Origin of the sequence: Pseudomonas sp. MIL9, assembly GCF_016887925.1 — a bacterium.
Taxonomy (GTDB): Bacteria; Pseudomonadota; Gammaproteobacteria; order Pseudomonadales; family Pseudomonadaceae; genus Aquipseudomonas; species Aquipseudomonas mohnii.
In genome coordinates this window covers 56,899-74,437 of the sequence record NZ_JAFEHE010000031.1, presented here as the reverse complement: position 1 = coordinate 74,437, position 17,539 = coordinate 56,899, and the positions used below count along the sequence as shown (strand labels likewise).

Annotated in this window: 15 protein-coding genes; 11 read left to right on the top strand and 4 right to left on the bottom strand. The window is 62.4% G+C overall.

Going from position 1 to position 17,539, the window contains the following annotated elements; translation table 11 throughout:
- Entirely contained in the window at window positions 1–1,245 is a 1,245-nt protein-coding gene (codA, locus tag JQF37_RS28085) for a cytosine deaminase (RefSeq protein ID WP_130209209.1), read from the top strand.
- Window positions 1,246–1,373: 128 nt separating this feature from the next.
- Here codA and JQF37_RS28080 read toward each other — a convergent pair whose 3' ends face one another.
- Entirely contained in the window at window positions 1,374–2,366 is a 993-nt protein-coding gene (locus tag JQF37_RS28080) for a diaminopimelate epimerase (RefSeq protein WP_130209211.1), read from the bottom strand.
- Between the two features lie 169 nt (window positions 2,367–2,535).
- Between JQF37_RS28080 and JQF37_RS28075 the strand changes: the two genes are divergently transcribed.
- Complete coding sequence (locus JQF37_RS28075; RefSeq protein ID WP_130209213.1) at window positions 2,536–3,687, top strand: MFS transporter; 1,152 nt, start codon at window positions 2,536–2,538, stop codon at window positions 3,685–3,687.
- A 233-nt stretch (window positions 3,688–3,920) separates the two neighbouring features.
- Window positions 3,921–6,209, top strand: a complete 2,289-nt coding sequence (gene tynA, locus JQF37_RS28070; protein ID WP_130209215.1) for a primary-amine oxidase — start codon at window positions 3,921–3,923, stop codon at window positions 6,207–6,209.
- 123 nt (window positions 6,210–6,332) lie between these two features.
- Here tynA and feaR read toward each other — a convergent pair whose 3' ends face one another.
- From feaR to paaY, 3 genes are all read right to left on the bottom strand, one after another.
- Window positions 6,333–7,247, bottom strand: coding sequence for a transcriptional regulator FeaR (gene feaR / locus JQF37_RS28065; protein ID WP_130209217.1), 915 nt, complete (start codon window positions 7,245–7,247; stop codon window positions 6,333–6,335).
- An 85-nt stretch (window positions 7,248–7,332) separates the two neighbouring features.
- Window positions 7,333–8,256, bottom strand: a complete 924-nt coding sequence (paaX, locus tag JQF37_RS28060; RefSeq protein WP_103405837.1) for a phenylacetic acid degradation operon negative regulatory protein PaaX — start codon at window positions 8,254–8,256, stop codon at window positions 7,333–7,335.
- A 157-nt stretch (window positions 8,257–8,413) separates the two neighbouring features.
- The gene (paaY, locus tag JQF37_RS28055) at window positions 8,414–9,010 is read right to left on the bottom strand and encodes a phenylacetic acid degradation protein PaaY (protein WP_130209219.1); all 597 of its coding nucleotides are present in this window, start codon (window positions 9,008–9,010) and stop codon (window positions 8,414–8,416) included.
- A 349-nt stretch (window positions 9,011–9,359) separates the two neighbouring features.
- Between paaY and paaF the strand changes: the two genes are divergently transcribed.
- The 8 genes from paaF to paaB all read left to right on the top strand — a co-directional run bounded on the left by paaF (window position 9,360) and on the right by paaB (window position 17,531).
- On the top strand, window positions 9,360–10,133 hold the full coding sequence (gene paaF / locus JQF37_RS28050) for a 2,3-dehydroadipyl-CoA hydratase PaaF (RefSeq protein ID WP_130209220.1): 774 nt from the start codon (window positions 9,360–9,362) through the stop codon (window positions 10,131–10,133).
- A gap of 49 nt (window positions 10,134–10,182) precedes the next feature.
- A complete protein-coding gene (gene paaG, locus JQF37_RS28045; protein ID WP_130209222.1) occupies window positions 10,183–10,974 on the top strand; it encodes a 2-(1,2-epoxy-1,2-dihydrophenyl)acetyl-CoA isomerase PaaG in 792 nt (263 codons plus the stop codon).
- Between the two features lie 3 nt (window positions 10,975–10,977).
- Window positions 10,978–12,495, top strand: a complete 1,518-nt coding sequence (gene paaH, locus JQF37_RS28040; protein ID WP_130209224.1) for a 3-hydroxyacyl-CoA dehydrogenase PaaH — start codon at window positions 10,978–10,980, stop codon at window positions 12,493–12,495.
- The gene (gene paaI / locus JQF37_RS28035; protein WP_103405841.1) at window positions 12,488–12,937 is read left to right on the top strand and encodes a hydroxyphenylacetyl-CoA thioesterase PaaI; all 450 of its coding nucleotides are present in this window, start codon (window positions 12,488–12,490) and stop codon (window positions 12,935–12,937) included. Before paaH ends, paaI begins: the two co-directional genes overlap by 8 nt.
- Window positions 12,930–14,141 (top strand): 3-oxoadipyl-CoA thiolase, encoded by a 1,212-nt coding sequence (pcaF, locus tag JQF37_RS28030; protein WP_130209226.1) that lies wholly within the window; start codon window positions 12,930–12,932, stop codon window positions 14,139–14,141. The genes paaI and pcaF overlap by 8 nt, the downstream gene beginning before the upstream one ends.
- Before the next feature lie 99 nt (window positions 14,142–14,240).
- Window positions 14,241–15,566, top strand: coding sequence for a phenylacetate--CoA ligase PaaK (gene paaK / locus JQF37_RS28025; protein WP_130209228.1), 1,326 nt, complete (start codon window positions 14,241–14,243; stop codon window positions 15,564–15,566).
- 665 nt (window positions 15,567–16,231) lie between these two features.
- Window positions 16,232–17,221: a 1,2-phenylacetyl-CoA epoxidase subunit PaaA gene (gene paaA, locus JQF37_RS28020; RefSeq protein ID WP_130209232.1), complete on the top strand. Its 990-nt coding sequence runs from the start codon at window positions 16,232–16,234 to the stop codon at window positions 17,219–17,221.
- Window positions 17,222–17,249: 28 nt separating this feature from the next.
- Entirely contained in the window at window positions 17,250–17,531 is a 282-nt protein-coding gene (gene paaB, locus JQF37_RS28015; protein ID WP_007943393.1) for a 1,2-phenylacetyl-CoA epoxidase subunit PaaB, read from the top strand.
- Window positions 17,532–17,539 lie beyond the last annotated feature (8 nt).

Sequence of the window (17,539 nt, the reverse complement as noted above, 5' to 3'; positions counted from 1 at the left end):
ATGCACATCATCAACGCCCGGCTGCGTCACCAGGAAGGCCTGCATGAGTTGCACCTGGAAAACGGCCTGATCAGCCACATCGCCCGGCAAACCGAGGCCCCGACCCTGGGCCCCGACGATCTGGATGCCGGTGGCAACCTGGTGGTACCGCCCTTCGTCGAGCCGCACATCCACCTCGACGCCACCCTGACCGCCGGCGAGCCACGCTGGAACATGAGCGGTACGTTGTTCGAGGGCATCGAATGCTGGGGTGAACGCAAGGCGACCATCACCCTGGAAGACACCAAGACCCGCGCCAAAAAAACCATCCAGACCCTCGCCGCCCACGGCATCCAGCATGTGCGCACCCACGTCGATGTCACCGACCCGCAACTGACCGCCCTGAAGGCCATGCTCGAGGTGCGCGAGGAAAGCCGTGATCTGATCGACCTGCAAATCGTCGCCTTCCCCCAGGAGGGCATCGAGTCGTACCGCAACGGCCGGGACCTGATGGAGGAAGCGATCCACATGGGTGCGGACGTGGTCGGCGGCATTCCGCATTTCGAATACACCCGCGATCAAGGCGTGAGTTCGGTGAAGTTCCTCATGGACCTGGCCGAACGCACCGGCTGCCTGGTGGATGTGCATTGCGACGAGACCGACGACCCGCACTCGCGCTTTCTCGAAGTACTGGCCGAAGAAGCCCGCAGCCGCGACATGGGTTCGCGGGTCACCGCCAGTCACACCACGGCCATGGGCTCCTACGACAATGCCTACTGCGCCAAGCTGTTTCGCCTGCTCGGGCATTCCGGGATCAGTTTTGTCTCTTGCCCCACCGAAAGCATTCATCTGCAAGGACGCTTCGATAACTTCCCGAAACGCCGTGGCGTAACCCGGGTCAACGAGTTGCTCGAAGCGGGCATGAACGTGTGTTTCGGCCAGGACTCGATCGTCGACCCGTGGTATCCGCTGGGCAACGGCAACATCCTGCGGGTGCTCGAAGCCGGCCTGCACATCTGCCACATGCTCGGTTACCGCAACCTGCAAAGCGCGCTGGACCTGGTGACCGACAACAGCGCCAAGGCCATGGCCCTGGGTAATCGTTACGGGCTGGAGCCGGGGCGGCCGGCGAACTTGCTGATTTTGTCGGCGGAGAGCGATTACGAGGTGATCCGCAGCCAGGGCCTGCCGCTTTATTCGGTTCGCAGGGGCAAGGTGTTGATGAAGCGGACGATGCCGGTGGTGGAGTTCGGTAGTCCGGATTGAGATTTGCCTTGACCGGACTGACGCCATCGCGAGCAGGCTCGCTCCCACATGGGTTTTGTGTCGATCACATTTCCCCCTGTGGGAGCGAGCTTGCTCCGGGCGGCGTTCCGACGATGACGTAGGCCCAGTCAACTCACCAACCGAGCCGTACCAAACAGGCTCACCCGACTCAACGCCCCCCGCTCTTCCTCCAGCAAAATCGGCGCCGTCCCACCCGGCATCGTCACCCTCACCTCCCCCGCATCGACCCAGCCAACCCGCCATGCCGCACACGCCACCGCACTGGCACTGGTGCCCGAGGACGCCGTCGGCCCCTCCCCGCGCTCGAACACCCGCGCGGCGATGTGCCCTGGGGACAGCCGCATTGCCCATTGCAGATTGATCCCCGCCGGGCAAGGTTTCCCTGCGCCGGTCGGCATGGCATAGGCGATCTGCGTCAGCCCTTCGCCCAACACGGGTTCGCGCATCTGCTCATTGCCCGGTAAGGCATCGGCGCTGTCGACCAGGGTCACGCAGTGCGGATTGCCGAGCCGCACGAACTGGCTGCGCGACCAGGCGCCATTGAGTGCTGACAGTTGTTCAACGTGGCTGAGTTCGCGCCCGTTCAACAGCACCGTGTCAATGCCCGCCGCGCTGACCGCCGCCGGCCCGAACCCAGGTTGGCCCAAGTCAAGCCAGAAACCCTGGACACCCTCGATTTGCGCGGCTTTCACGGACGTCTGGCCCGGTGAAGGCGTGTCGGATTTGTCGTGGTGAACCCTGAGCACGCAAGGGTCGTCGCTGGGTAAAAGCCCTTGGTCGCTGAGCGCCTGGGAGAAAATCGTCAGCCCGTTGCCACTGCGCTCGGCCAGTGTGCCGTCGGTGTTGACGATCAGCAGATCAAACGGCGGCGACGACTGGAACGGGCCGACCAACAGGCCATCGCTGCAATGGTCTTTGCTACCGGGTGGTTGCGTACCCGGGGCCCAGCCACAGTGCGCCGCAACGGCCGCCAACGCCCAGACCTCGCGGGTTTGCGCGGCGTGGCCGGCCTGATCGGGTACGGCGATACCCTGTTGGCGCAGCGCCTCGGGCGCCACAACGATATAGATATTGCCCCGTGCATCGTACATCCGCGCCATGGCGCCCTCCCTGCTGGAATGATTGGACTGGCTCAACATATCGCGAAACACACTCTGGCTGTGCAAGGATGTCAGCCTGTTTGAGCGCAAGCCTGGCGGACACTGATCGAACCCTTGCAGGCGGATCACTGTCCCTTGGAAACGCGACGTTTTTTGGCCAAGGATCGATATGACCAACCTCAACACCCAGACCTCATTCGTGCCGGGGCGACTGGAACAAATGTCCACGCGCATCGCCTTTTTCATCGCCGGGTTCGGCATCGCTGCGTGGGCGCCACTGGTGCCGTATGCCAAGGCCCGGGCCGGGCTGGATGAAGGCACCCTCGGTCTGTTGCTGCTGTGCCTGGGGGTGGGCTCGATTCTGGCGATGCCCATGGCCGGACTGCTCGCCTCGCGTTTTGGCTGTCGCAAAGTGGCCACCGGCGGCACCTTGCTGATCTGTCTGGCGCTGCCACTGCTGGCAACGGTGTCATCGATTCCGGCCCTGATCGCGGCGTTGTTCATCTTCGGTGCCGGCCTCGGCACGGTGGACTCCACGGTGAACCTGCAAGCAGTGATCGTCGAACGGGCCAGCGGCAAGAACATGATGTCGGGCTTTCATGGCCTGTTCAGCCTCGGCGGAATCGTCGGAGCGGCCGGCGTCAGCGGGCTGCTCGGCCTGGGGATTTCACCGCTGGGCGCGACCCTGGTGGTGATCGTGATCCTGCTGATCGCCCTGGCCAAAGCCGCGCCGCATCTGCTGCCCTATGGCAGCGACAGCTCGGGACCGGCATTTGCCGTGCCCCACGGCATCGTGCTGTTCATCGGCGTGATGTGTTTCATCGTATTCCTCGCCGAAGGCGCAGCCCTCGACTGGAGCGCGGTGTTCCTGGCCCAGGAGCGTGGAATCGACAAGGCCTATGCCGGATTGGGTTACGCGGCGTTTGCCCTGACCATGACGGCGGGACGATTGACCGGTGATTCGATCGTGCGTCGCCTTGGCGCCACACGGGTCATTGTATTCGGCGGGCTGACGGCTGCGGCCGGTCTGTTTCTGGCCACATTCGCGCCGGGCTGGGAGTCGGCACTGCTGGGGTATGCGTTGCTGGGCGCAGGCTGTTCGAACATTGTGCCGGTGCTGTACACCGCAGTGGGCAAGCAGACGGTCATGCCGGAAAGCATCGCCGTACCGGCCATTACCACCCTCGGTTATGCGGGGATTCTCGCCGGACCTGCGGTCATCGGCTTCATCGCCCATGGCAGCAGTTTGAGTTTTGCCTTTGGCTTGATGGCGGTGCTGCTGGTGGCGGTGGCCATTGGCGGGAAGGTTTTGAAGGTCTGAAAAGCATCGCTGGCACGCCAGCTGCCGTTGATCCATGTCGTTCACAAGCGCTTCCCGTTAACTTGCAGCGATGCGATGGCAAAACGCTACATCCGCTTGCCAAGCCCCCGCCAGTCGGGAAAGCTGATTGCGGCACAGAGCCAAAGGATTCTGGCAGGAATCCAAAAGCAGCCATCGCCGGGCTGTTGCAAAGTACAGGTGTGCTGTCACCGGCTTTTTCGAAGGAACCCAGAATGTTCACCTCCCTTGCGTTGCGACACAGAAAACCGCTTGCCCGGCTCGCGCTGGCCATCACCCTGGGCACCCTTGGCCTGCCTTATTGGGCAGGCAATGCCCAGGCCCATGGCGGTCACGCCGAAATGGTGCCGCTGCAGGCGGGCCTCGAGGAGTTCGGCGCCACGGTCAAATGGGACGACTATTCCAACCTGTTCACCATTGCCAAGGACGGGGTCTACCTCAAGGTCAAGCCGAACAGCAAAGTGGCCATGCTCAACGGCAAGCCCATGGCGCTGACAGTGCCGGTGGTGTTCAAGGGCAAGACCGCATTCATGTCCAAGGACTTCATCAACCAGGTGTTCCAGTCCGGCCTGGACAAGACCTTTGTCGTCGAAACCCGCCCTAACCCGCTCAATCCCCTGAGCGCGGACGAAATCACCGCGGCGGTGGACATCGTCAAGAAGTCCGAGCATTACCAACCCGGTTTCCGCTTCACCGAGGTCTCGGTCAAGGAGCCGCCGAAAGATCAGGTGTGGAACTTCGTCTACACCGGGCAGAAGGTCGATCAGCCGCGCCAGGCCAATATCGTGGTGCTGGACGGCAAGCACGTGATCGAAGCACTGGTCGATCTCGACAGCAAGGAACTGAAGTCCTGGAAACCGATTGAAGGCGCCCATGGCATGGTCCTGCTGGACGATTTCGCCACGGTGCAATCGGCCGTCGAGACCAGCCCGGAGTACGCTGAAGCCCTGGCCAAGCGCGGCATCAACGATGTGAAAAAGGTCGTGGCCACACCGCTGACCGTCGGCTACTTCGACGGCAAGGACGGCCTGGCACAGGACAAGCGCCTGCTGAAAATCGTCAGCTACCTCAATACCGACGACGGCAACTATTGGGCGCATCCAATCGAAGGCCTGGTGGCGATTGTCGATCTGGAACAGAAGAAACTCATCAAGATCGAAGACGAAGCGCTTATCCCGGTGCCGATGAAGCCGACGCCCTATGACGGGCGCGGACGCAAGGGCACATCGGTCAAGCCGCTGGAGATCATCGAGCCCGAGGGCAAGAACTACACCATCACCGGCAACAGCATTCACTGGCAGAACTGGGACTTCCATGTTCGCCTCGACTCGCGGGTCGGGCCGATCCTGTCCACCGTCACCTATGACGACAAGGGCAAGAAACGCAAAATCATGTACGAGGGTTCGCTGGGCGGCATGATCGTGCCGTATGGCGATCCGGATGTCGGCTGGTATTTCAAGGCCTACCTGGATTCGGGCGACTACGGCATGGGCACCCTGACCTCACCGATCGCCCGCGGCAAAGACGCCCCGGAAAACGCCGTGCTGCTGGACGCGACCATCGCCGACTACACCGGCGCCCCGACGGCGATCCCGCGCGCCATGGCGGTGTTCGAACGCTACGCCGGCCCCGAGTACAAACACCAGGAAATGGGCCAGCCCAACCTCAGTACCGAACGCCGGGAACTGGTGGTGCGCTGGATCAGCACCGTCGGCAACTATGACTACATCTTCGACTGGGTCTTCCAGCAGAACGGCACCATCGGCATCGACGCCGGCGCCACCGGCATCGAAGCGGTCAAGGGCGTGAAGTCCAGGACCATGCACGAGGACACCGCCAAGGAAGACACCCGTTACGGCACGCTGCTCGATCACAACATCGTCGGCACCACCCACCAGCACATCTATAACTTCCGCCTCGACATGGACGTGGACGGTGAAAGCAACTCGCTGGTGGAGGTGAACCCGGTGATTGCCCCCAACGACCGTGGCGGACCGCGCACCAGCACCATGCAGACCGAAACCAAAGTGGTCAGCACCGAGCAACAGGCGGCGCAGAAATTCGACCCGTCGACCGTTCGCCTGCTGACCAACTTCAGCAAGGAAAACAAGGTCGGCAACCCGGTGTCCTATCAGTTGATTCCGTATGCCGGCGGCACGCACCCGGTGGCCAAGGGCGCCAACTTCGGCAAGGACGAATGGCTGTATCACCGCCTGAGCTTCATGGACAAGCAACTGTGGGTGACGCAATACAACCCGGAGGAGAAATACCCGGAAGGCAAGTACCCGAATCGCTCGGATAAAGACTCGGGCCTGGGGCAGTTCACCCAGGACAACCACTCCATCGAAAACACCGACGACGTCGTGTGGCTGACCACCGGCACCACCCACATCGCCCGCGCCGAAGAGTGGCCGATCATGCCGACCGAGTGGGTGCACGTGCTGCTCAAGCCGTGGAACTTCTTCGATGAAACGCCGACGTTGAACCTCAACGCACCAAAATAACGTACATCCCCCCTGTAGCGGGCTTGCTCGCGAAGAACTCAAGGACATCGCGTTTCTCCAGAATTCACGCGTTATCGTTGACGTCCATCGCGAGCAGGCTCGCTCCTACAGATGTGCACGTGATCAGGCGTGTTGTTTACGATACTCCCCCGGCGCAATACCGAAGCGTGACTTGAATGCCGTGGAGAAGTAGCTCGAATCGGAAAAACCCCACGAGTAGCCCAGCACCGACAACTTTTGCTCCTTGCCCGATTGGCGCAGGGATTCGGCGCACAGGTCCAGGCGACGATTCTTGATGTAGCGCGCCACCACCAGGCCCTTCTTGGCAAACATCCGGTACAGCCCGCGAGTGGACATGCCCACCTCCCGCGCCAGCCATTCCGGGCACAGCTCTTCCGAGCGTATGTGCTGGTCGATAACACTCAGGGTCTTGCGGAAGGTGCGCTCGTGCGGATCCGTGCAGTCGTCGGTCTGGCTGATCGCCGGGCGCAGCAGGCTGACAATCGCCTCCAGGGTCGCTTCGCTTTCCTGACGGCTGAGGCTTGGCTGACGGGTGGCATCGAGGATCAGCCGGTGCGACAGCATGGCGATGGGCGATGTCGCGGCGATGCGGTGACCGCACTTGACCTGATTGAAGCGCAGGGTCTGCTCGACCAATGGGTAGGGCAGGATCAGCGACAACTGTCGGGAGTTTTCGCTGTAGGTGAAGTCGCTTGGGCGCGACGCATCGATCAGTGTGATGTCGCCGGCGGACAGCAGCACCTTGTCGTCGCCCTGGGCCATGCCCGCCGAGCCATCGAGCTGGAACACTGCGAAGTACTTGCCGCCCTCGCCCGCCGCGACTTCCTGCGGCGTGCGGTACAGGCGCGCCTGACAGGCATCGACGAAGCTGAGCTTGAGGGCATCGCTGCGGTATTCCCGGATCTGCCCGGTAAACCCCGCGCCCAGCGGTTGTGCATTGAAAGCGCCACAGATCTGGTTGATCTGGTGGATCCACTGATCGAACCCATCCTGGCGCTGTGCAATTGTAGAAATCATGTCAGGCCTCACGCAGGCTTATTTTTATTGTCTACGTCAAAACACAGGTTCTCCTGAACAGCGACTCTCCCTGAACGGCGACGGGTTACTTCAACCCGCCAAACCGTCGATAAAAACTTTCACCCACATCCGGCAATGGGCCGTCGGCGGTTTCCAGTGCACTGTTCAGCCATTCCTCGGCCTTGGCATAGATCAAACGGTAAATGTTGCGGCACAACTGCCGGGCCGCACGGCCTTCCCAATCGCCGGGCAACAACTCGTCCGGCAGTTGCGGGTCGCGCAGCAGCAATTTGCGGTACTCATGAATAAGCAGGATCCGCGCCAGGAAGCAGTCGGACGGTTGCAGGTTCTCCTGCTCGCGAAGCGCCTGCCAGAGCGGCCGGAACAGCTGAATGAATTCGCTGTAGTGCGTTGCCAGTTCCTCGATGTTCCAGCTCTCGCGCACTTGCAGACGCAGGGCCTTGGAGGCGAGTACGTCCTGGGCGGTGGTTTCGAAGACGATGGTGTCTTCCTGGGCGCCGAGATCGAGCAGCGTCGCGTTGACATCGGAACGGTCGCTGCGCGGGCAGGCCAGGACAACCGGCGAAATCGCACCAAAACCTTGCCACTCCAGCTCTTCGCGCACCTGTTTGCGCTTGTCCTGGGTCAGCTGCGACAGCATCACCAGGCACCAGGAACCATCCCAGGCCGGCATGCTGGTGCTGTAGACCCGTTTGAACGCCTTGTCGAAACGCCGGCGACCGGTGCCGGTCAGGCTGTAGTAACTGCGACGCCCGACTTTTTCGGCGGTCAGCCAGCCTTCCTTGGTCAGGCGGAAAATCGACGTGCGGATCAGCCGTTCATTAATGCCGATCGGTTCGAGCAACTGAATCAGGCTGCCCAGCCACACCGTCCCGCCGTGGGGCTCAATGGCATCGCCGTACAACGTGATGATCAAGGAGCTGGCGCGGATCGGCGTCTGCTCCTGGAAGCGGGTAATCAAGTGATTCAAAGGTGTCAGGGACGACATGGGCGTACCGAGCGAAAAAAGAAAAGGAATATACCGAATGTCTGTGGGTTAATCGCACCCCCTTGTGGGAGCGAGCCTGCTCGCGATGTTGGGTCAGCTAGCCTGGCGTCGACTGACACACCATCGCGAGCAGGCTCGCTCCTGCAAGGGACCGTGTTCACAACGTACTGCCCTTTGGCCGCAAACCGCTGTCGCTGATGCGCGGGCGATCCGGCTCCGGCTCGCTCAACGGTTCGCAGACCTGCATCTGTTCCAGGCAACGTTGGGCCAATTGCTGATACTCGCGGGTGCCTGCCTGTTTCCACGCCACTTCCTGATCGCTGAGGCTGCGCTTGATGCTGGCCGGGGCGCCCATCACCAGCGACTGCTCGGGGCATTCGAAACCGGCCTTGACGAATGCTGCCGCCGAGACGAATGAACGCGGGCCGATGTGCGCGTTGTCCATCACCACCGCATTCATGCCCACCAGTGCGTCGGCGCCGATCCGGCAACCATGCAGCACGGCACCGTGGCCGATGTGGCCGTTGCGCTCTACCACCGTGTCACTGTCGGGAAAACCGTGCATCACGCAGGTGTCCTGCAGATTGGCGCCTTCCTCCAGGACGATCCGGCCAAAGTCGCCACGCAGGCTCGCGAGCGGCCCGACGTAGCAATGAGGACCGACGATCACATCACCGATCAGCACGGCAGACGGATGCACATAGGCAGTGGGGTCAACCACCGGGGTCAGGCCATCAAGGCTGTAGCAGGTCATGGCAGGTTCCTTCACAAAGCGATGCAAATAGTGACTCATTTTGTATCACATCGCTTTTACCGGCACAAAGACAAAAAACCGTATCACTTGAAAAGGCCGGTCAACGCCGCCACTCACCCACCGCAACGACGGGATTAGCAGCCAATAAAATCGGGACATTCAGGCATATCAGCGCCCACTTCCGGCAGGCACGCAATGACTGAAGCAACGACAAAAGGACACATTAAATCTATTTTTGTATTGCATTTACGTATCACGTTGTAGGTATACTCGGGCAAAACCGGTTCCTGTGACCGATCCAATAACAAGCCGGCATCACCGCCGAGCGTGCACCGTGAGGGCATCCGCCATGCCTCTAACCCTTGCCGTCGAACTGATCGAGCCCGGCGTCCGCCTGATTACCCTGCAGCGCCCGCAAGCCCTGAACGCCCTGACCACCCAATTGCTGGGTGAGCTGGCCGACGAACTGAGCGCCGCACAAGCCGATCCCGAGACCCGCGCCGTGGTCCTCACCGGTAGCCGCAAGGCCTTCGCCGCTGGCGCCGACATCAAGGAAATGGCCGAACGCGACCTGGTCGGCATCCTCGACGATCCGCGCCAGGCTTCGTGGCAAGCGATCACCCGCTTCAGCAAACCCCTGATCGCCGCCGTCAATGGCTTCGCCCTCGGCGGTGGCTGCGAACTGGCGATGCACGCCGACATCATCATTGCCGGTGAGGACGCGCGCTTCGGTCAGCCGGAAATCAACCTCGGGATCATGCCCGGCGCCGGTGGCACCCAACGCCTGCTGCGTGCCGTCGGCAAATCCATGGCCATGCAGATGGTCCTGACCGGCGAGCCGATCGATGCGCGCCAGGCCCAGCGCGCCGGGCTGGTCAGCGAAGTGACGCAACCGGAATTCACCGTCGAACGCGCCGTGCAAATCGCCCGCAGCATTGCCGGCAAAGCCCCGCTTGCGGTGCGCCTGGCCAAGGAAGCGCTGCTCAAGGCCATGGACACAGACCTGGCCACCGGCCTGCGCTTCGAGCGCCATGCCTTCACCGTGCTGGCCGGCACCCGCGACCGCGAGGAAGGCATTGCCGCCTTCCAGGAAAAACGCACGCCGACCTTCACCGGCCAGTGATCACCCCGCCCCTTTTAAAAAGAACGATCTCTCAGAGAGCGCCAAGACCATGAACTTCGAACACATTCTGTTTTCCATCGAGGCCGGCGTTGCCCTGCTCAGCCTCAATCGCCCGGACCAGCTCAACAGCTTCAACACGCAGATGCACGGCGAAGTGAAGGACGCGCTCAAGCAAGTGCGGCAGAACCCGGACGTGCGCGTGCTGCTGCTGACTGGCGAAGGTCGTGGCTTCTGTGCCGGACAAGACCTCAGCGACCGCAATGTCGCACCAGGCAGCGCCGTGCCGGACCTGGGCGAATCCATCGAGAAGTTCTACAACCCGCTGATCCGCCAACTGCGCGACCTGCCGATGCCGGTGATCTGCGCGGTCAATGGTGTGGCGGCCGGCGCCGGCGCCAACATTCCGCTGGCCTGCGACCTGGTGCTGGCGGCACGTTCGGCCAGCTTCATCCAGGCGTTCTGCAAGATCGGCCTGATCCCCGATTCCGGCGGTACCTGGACCCTGCCGCGCCTGGTCGGCATGGCCCGCGCCAAGGCCCTCGCCCTGCTCGGCAATCGCCTGAGCGCCGAACAGGCCGAGCAATGGGGGCTGATCTACCGCTGCGTGGACGACGCCGAACTGCGCGACGAAGCGCTGAAACTCGCGCAACACCTGGCCACGCAACCGACCTACGGTCTGGCCCTGATCAAGCGCAGCCTCAACGCCAGCCTGAGCAACAGCTTCGACGAACAGCTCGAACTGGAGCGCGACCTGCAACGCCTGGCCGGGCGCAGCGAGGACTATCGCGAAGGCGTGAGTGCCTTCATGGAAAAACGCACCCCAAGCTTCAAGGGACGCTGAGCCATGACCGCACTGAACGTCAACGCACGCATCGCGGTGATCGGTGCCGGCGCCATGGGCGCCGGGATTGCCCAGGTTGCGGCACAGGCCGGTCACCCGGTGCTGCTGCTGGACAACCGCCCCGGCGCCGCCGCCCAGGCCATCGAAGGCATCGACCGGCAACTGGGTAAACGGGTCGAGAACGGCAAACTCTCGGCCGAATCCCGCAGCGCCACGATTGCCCGTCTGCACGCGGTAGAAGCCATTGAAGCGCTGGCCGATTGCGAGCTGATCATCGAGGCCATCGTCGAGAACCTTGAGGTCAAACGCGCGCTGTTCCGCCAGCTGGAAGGCATTTGCGGTGAACACTGCATTCTGGCCAGCAACACTTCGTCGCTGTCCATCACCAGCATCGCCGCGCAACTTGATCACCCGAATCGCCTGCTCGGCCTGCACTTCTTCAACCCGGCGCCGGTCATGGCGCTGGTGGAAATCGTTTCCGGCCTGGCCAGCGATCCAACGCTGGCCGAGTGTCTGTACGACACCGCCAAAGCCTGGGGCAAAAAACCGGTGCACACCCGTTCCACGCCGGGTTTCATCGTCAACCGCGTGGCCCGGCCGTTCTACGCCGAGAGCCTGCGCCTGTTGCAGGAAGGCGCCGCCGATTGCCCGACCCTGGATGCGTTGATGCGCGAGGCCGGCGGTTTTGCCATGGGTGCGTTCGAGCTGACCGACCTGATCGGCCACGACGTCAACTATGCCGTGACCTGCTCGGTGTTCGACGCCTATTACCAGGACACCCGCTTCCTGCCTTCACTGATCCAGAAAGAACTGGTGGACGGCGGACGCCTGGGACGCAAAAGCGGTCAGGGTTTCTACAGCTACGCCCCAGGCGCCGAACGTCCGCAAGCCGCTCAAATCAGCAGCGAAGCAACGGTCGAGGTTTGCGCTGCTGAAGGCGACCTTGGCATTGCCCAGGGTTTGCTGGCGCGTTTGCGTGAACAAGGCGTCGAGATCATCCAGCGTGATGGCCAGGGCCTGCTGCGGGTCGGTGACGCCGTGCTCGCCTTGAGCGACGGGCGCATGGCTTGTCAGCGCGCTCGGGAAGACGGACTGCGCAACCTGATCCTGCTGGATCTGACCCTCGATTACAGCAAGGCCCAGCGCATCGCCATCAGCTGCGCGGCGGGCATCGATCCACGGGCCCTCGAACAGGGCGTCGCGCTGCTGCAACGGGCCGGTTTCAAGGTCAGCCTGCTCAGCGACAGCCCGGCACTGGCGGTCCTGCGCACGGTGGCGATGCTCGCCAACGAAGCCGCCGATGCCCTGCTGCAAGGCGTGGCCTCGGCCGCCGACATCGATCTGGCCATGCGTGCCGGGGTCAATTACCCGCAAGGGCCGCTGGCCTGGGCCGATGCCATTGGCCTGGCACACATCGTTACCGTGCTCGACAACCTGCAAGCCGCCTACGGCGAAGAACGCTATCGCCCGTCGCTGCTGTTGCGCCGTCGGGTCGCCGAAGGGAGAAATTTCCATGACTAATCACGAAGCCATGACCCTGGCCAGCGATTGCGCCCAGGCCCTGTTCCAGCGTGATAGCGCCAGCCAGGCCATGGGCATGCGCCTGCTGTCCGCCGGCCCCGGTTGCGCCCGGGTGGGCATGACCGTGCGCGCCGACATGCTCCAGGGCCACGGCACCTGCCACGGCGGTTACCTGTTCGCCCTCGCCGACTCGGCGTTCGCCTTTGCCTGCAACAGCTACAACGAAGCCACCGTGGCCATCGGTTGCAGCATCGACTACATCGCCCCGGCGCGCCTGGGCGACACGTTGAACGCCGATTGCACCGAGCAGAGCCGCTCGGGTCGCACCGGCAACTACGACGTACGCATTGAAAACCAGCAGGGCCAGTTGATCGCCCTGTTCCATGGCAAATCCTACAAAGTGCGCGGCCCGGTGCTGACGCAGGAGAACCCGAATGAATGACGCCCTGATCATCGATGCGGTACGGACCCCAATCGGCCGCTACGCCGGAGTCTTGAGCAGCGTGCGCGCCGACGACCTCGGCGCGGTGCCGCTGCGCGAACTGCTGCGCCGTCACCCGCAAGTGGACTGGAGCAGCGTCGATGACGTGATCTACGGCTGCGCCAACCAGGCCGGCGAAGACAACCGCAACGTCGCGCGCATGTCGGCGCTGTTGGCCGGGTTGCCGGTCAGCGTGCCCGGCACCACCCTCAACCGCCTGTGCGGTTCCGGGCTGGATGCGGTCGGCACGGCGGCGCGCGCCATTCGCAGCGGCGAGGCCGGGTTGATGCTGGTCGGCGGCGTCGAATCGATGTCCCGCGCACCGCTGGTGATGGGCAAGGCCGAGCAGGCGTTTTCCCGTCAGGCCGAGATTTTCGATACCACCATCGGCTGGCGCTTCGTCAATCCGTTGATGAAAAAGACCTTCGGCATCGACTCCATGCCGGAAACCGCAGAGAACGTGGCCGAACAGTTCAACATCTCCCGGGCCGACCAGGACGCCTTCGCCCTGCGCAGCCAGCAACGTGCCGCTGCCGCCCAGGCCAATGGCCGCCTGGCCAGGGAAATCGTCGCGGTAGAAATCCCCCAGCGCAAAGGCCCGGCCAAAGTGGTCGAGCAGGACGAACACCCGCGCGGCGACACCACCCTCGAACAGCTGGCCAAACTCGGCACGCCGTTCCGCGAAGGCGGCAGCATCACCGCCGGCAACGCTTCCGGGGTCAACGACGGTGCCTGCGCGCTGCTGCTGGCCAGCCCGGAAGTCGCCAAGCGTCACGGCCTGACCGCCCGTGGCCGGGTGGTGGCGATGGCCACCGCCGGGGTCGAGCCACGCATCATGGGCATCGGCCCAGTGCCAGCGACGCGCAAGGTGCTGGAACTGGCCAACCTGAGCCTGGCGGACATGGACGTGATCGAACTCAACGAAGCCTTTGCCGCACAAGGCCTGGCGGTGCTGCGCGAACTGGGCTTGAGCGACACCGATCCACGGGTCAACCCCAACGGTGGCGCGATTGCCCTCGGCCATCCACTGGGCATGAGCGGCGCGCGCCTGGTGACCACCGCCCTGCATGAGCTTGAGGAACGGAGTGGCCGCTATGCCCTGTGCACCATGTGTATCGGCGTCGGCCAGGGGATCGCGCTGATCATCGAGCGACTCTCCCGTTAAAGAACCGCGATTCCCGGGGAGCCGAGAGGTATCCTTGGGTCATGCACTCAAAGCCCCTGTGCAAAGGGGCTGGAACACAAAAACAATTCGAGTGAAGTCATGAACATGCCAATTGCCCAATCCGTGCTTGATCCTGTGCTGGACCCGCTGGAAACCGCCAGCATCGACGAGTTGCGTCAACATCAGCTGGATCGCCTGCGCTGGAGCCTCAAGCACGCCTACGAGAACGTGCCGCTGTACCGCCAGCGTTTCGATGCCCTGGGCGTGCACCCGGACGACATCAAGTCCCTCGAGGACCTGGCGAAATTCCCGTTCACCACCAAGTCCGACCTGCGTGACAACTACCCGTACGGCATGTTCGCCGTACCGATGCATGACATCGTTCGCCTGCACGCCTCCAGCGGCACCACCGGCAAACCGACCGTCGTCGGCTACACCCAGAACGACATCGACACCTGGGCCAACGTCGTTGCCCGTTCGATTCGCGCGGCAGGCGGACGTCGCGGCGACAAGGTGCATATTTCCTATGGCTATGGCCTGTTCACCGGCGGCCTCGGCGCGCACTACGGTGCCGAACGCCTGGGCTGTACGGTGATCCCCATGTCCGGCGGCCAGACCGAGAAACAAGTGCAGCTGATCAAGGATTTCCAGCCGGACATCATCATGGTCACGCCGTCGTACATGCTCAACATCGCCGATGAAATCGAGCGCCAGGGCATCGACCCGCACAAACTGGCCCTGCGCCTGGGCATCTTCGGCGCCGAGCCATGGACCGCCGAACTGCGCAGCGCCATCGAAACGCGCCTGGGCATCACCGCCCTGGACATCTACGGCCTCTCGGAAATCATGGGCCCGGGCGTCGCCATGGAATGCGCCGAGACCAAGGACGGCCCGACCCTCTGGGAAGACCACTTCTACCCGGAAATCATCGACCCGGTGACCGGCGAAGTGCTGCCGGACGGTCAGATGGGCGAACTGGTGTTCACCTCCCTGAGCAAAGAAGCCCTGCCGATGATCCGCTACCGCACCCGCGACCTGACGCGTCTGCTGCCGGGCACCGCACGGCCGATGCGACGCATCGACAAAATCACCGGACGCAGCGATGACATGCTGATCATCCGTGGGGTCAACGTGTTCCCGACGCAGATCGAAGAACAGGTGCTGAAAGTCAAACAGCTTGCCGAGTGCTATGAGATTCATCTGTATCGCAATGGCAACTTGGACAGCGTTGATGTGCACGTCGAGTTGAAGGCCGAACATCAGCACCTGAGCGACGAACAGCAGAAAGCTGTTTGCGGGGAGCTGAGCAAGCACATCAAGACCTATATCGGGATCAGTTCTCGGATTGTTTTGCAGCCTTTCCACTCGATCAAACGTTCAGAGGGCAAGGCTTGCCACGTGATGGACAAGCGCCCGAAAACATGACTGCTGCACCCCTTACGGCCCCGCTTTTGCGGGGTTTTTTTTGATTTTTTTAGGTGTACGCCCATCAGCTTTTCCGTAGGAGCGAGCCTGCTCGCGAAAAACGCCGGGACAACGCGGGCATTCAGACAGCCCGCGTCATCGTTATCCACCATCGCGAGCGGGCTCCCACAGGGTTTGCGTTGTCTCTGCAGGAGCAAGCCTGCTCGCTACCACAGGGTTTGCGTTGTCTCTGCAGGCGCGAGCCTGCTCGTGAAGAACGCCAGGACAACGCGGGCATTCAGACAGCCCGCGTCATCGTTATCCACCATCGCGAGCAGGCTCGCTCCCACAGGGTTTGCGTTGTCTCTGCAGGAGCGAGCCTGCTCGCGAAAAACGCCGGGACAACGCGGGCATTCAGACAGCCCGCGTCATCGTTATCCACCATCGCGAGCAAGCTCGCTCCTACAGGGGGCGGCGTTACGCTCTTCCAAATGGTTCGCCTGAACGGCGAAACCGCCAGCCGCCATCACCGAAGAAATGGATATACCCCCTCCCAAAAGAACGCCCCTCCCCCCAAAGCGATACAAAAAACAAATACGACACATCATTTTCCGTTTGATATTAATTTCCGTATCGCTTATAAAGTTCTCCATGCCCTCGAACAGATTCACGGCGGGAGACCCCCCATGTACGCACAGCTCGTAGAAACAGGCGTGAAGCGCATCAAAGACCTGTCGGAAATGTCCGACCAGGAACGCGCTTTTCAGGAAAAAATCGATTCAGAAATCAAGATCGAAGCCAAGAACTGGATGCCAGATGCCTACCGGCAAACCCTGATCCGGCAGATTTCCCAGCACGCCCACTCCGAGATCGTCGGCATGCTGCCCGAAGGCAACTGGGTCACCCGCGCGCCGACGCTCAAACGCAAACTGCAATTAATGGCCAAGATTCAGGACGAGGCCGGTCACGGTCTATATCTGTACAGCGCCATGGAAACCCTGGGCGCCGACCGCGATGAAGAGATCGCCAAGCTGCACAGCGGCAAGGCCAAGTACTCGAGCATCTTCAATTACCCGACGCTGAACTGGGCCGACATGGGCGCGGTGGGCTGGCTGGTGGATGGCGCGGCAATCGTTAACCAGGTGGTTTTGCAGCGCACCTCCTACGGCCCCTACTCCCGCGCCATGGTGCGTATCTGCAAGGAAGAGAGCTTCCACCAGCGCCAGGGCTACGAAATCCTCCTGACCATGATGCGTCACGGTACTCAGGCGCAAAAAGACATGGTCCAGGACGCGATCAACCGCCTGTGGTGGCCGTCGCTGATGATGTTCGGTCCAAGCGACGAACACTCGCCAAACAGCGCCCAATCCATGGCCTGGAAAATCAAGCGCCAGAGCAACGACGAACTGCGCCAGCGCTTTATCGACCAGACCATCCCGCAACTCGAGCTGCTGGGCTGCACCTGCCCCGATCCGGACCTGAAGTGGAACGCCGAACGCGGCCACTACGATTTCGGCGAGATCCAGTGGAGCGAATTCTACGAAGTGCTCAAGGGCAACGGCCCGTGCAACCACGAACGTGTCGCCACCCGCCGCAAGGCGATTGAAGACGGTGCCTGGGTTCGTGAAGCCGCCGTCGCCCACGCCCGCAAAAAACAAAACAAGAACGCCGCCTGATTCGGCCACCTGATGTGGAGTAATTGAAATGTCCGAGTGGACCCTCTTCGAAGTCTTCGTGCGCAGCAAGCACGGCCTCAACCACAAGCATGTCGGCAGCGTGCATGCCGCCGACACCACCATGGCCATCGAGAACGCGCGCGAGCTCTACACCCGTCGCAGCGAAGGCGTCAGCCTGTGGGTCGTGCCATCGGCGCTGATCACCGCCTCCTCCCCGGATGAAAAAGACCCACTGTTCGATCCGTCGGACGACAAGGTTTACCGCCACGCCAGCTTCTACGAGCTGCCGGCCGAAGTCGGGCACATGTGAGATCGACC

Bases quoted from the DNA above. Each gene is read 5' to 3' on its own strand.
- paaH (WP_130209224.1), top strand. From the start codon at position 10,978: ATGACCGCACTGAACGTCAACGCACGCATCGCGGTGATCGGTGCCGGC.
- paaA (WP_130209232.1), top strand. From the start codon at position 16,232: ATGTACGCACAGCTCGTAGAAACAGGCGTGAAGCGCATCAAAGACCTG.
- codA (WP_130209209.1), top strand. From the start codon at position 1: ATGCACATCATCAACGCCCGGCTGCGTCACCAGGAAGGCCTGCATGAG.
- paaG (WP_130209222.1), top strand. From the start codon at position 10,183: ATGAACTTCGAACACATTCTGTTTTCCATCGAGGCCGGCGTTGCCCTG.
- JQF37_RS28080 (WP_130209211.1), bottom strand. From the start codon at position 2,366: ATGGCGCGGATGTACGATGCACGGGGCAATATCTATATCGTTGTGGCG.
- paaY (WP_130209219.1), bottom strand. From the start codon at position 9,010: ATGACCTGCTACAGCCTTGATGGCCTGACCCCGGTGGTTGACCCCACT.
- paaF (WP_130209220.1), top strand. From the start codon at position 9,360: ATGCCTCTAACCCTTGCCGTCGAACTGATCGAGCCCGGCGTCCGCCTG.
- paaX (WP_103405837.1), bottom strand. From the start codon at position 8,256: ATGTCGTCCCTGACACCTTTGAATCACTTGATTACCCGCTTCCAGGAG.
- JQF37_RS28075 (WP_130209213.1), top strand. From the start codon at position 2,536: ATGACCAACCTCAACACCCAGACCTCATTCGTGCCGGGGCGACTGGAA.
- pcaF (WP_130209226.1), top strand. From the start codon at position 12,930: ATGAATGACGCCCTGATCATCGATGCGGTACGGACCCCAATCGGCCGC.
- paaB (WP_007943393.1), top strand. From the start codon at position 17,250: ATGTCCGAGTGGACCCTCTTCGAAGTCTTCGTGCGCAGCAAGCACGGC.
- paaK (WP_130209228.1), top strand. From the start codon at position 14,241: ATGAACATGCCAATTGCCCAATCCGTGCTTGATCCTGTGCTGGACCCG.
- tynA (WP_130209215.1), top strand. From the start codon at position 3,921: ATGTTCACCTCCCTTGCGTTGCGACACAGAAAACCGCTTGCCCGGCTC.
- paaI (WP_103405841.1), top strand. From the start codon at position 12,488: ATGACTAATCACGAAGCCATGACCCTGGCCAGCGATTGCGCCCAGGCC.
- feaR (WP_130209217.1), bottom strand. From the start codon at position 7,247: ATGATTTCTACAATTGCACAGCGCCAGGATGGGTTCGATCAGTGGATC.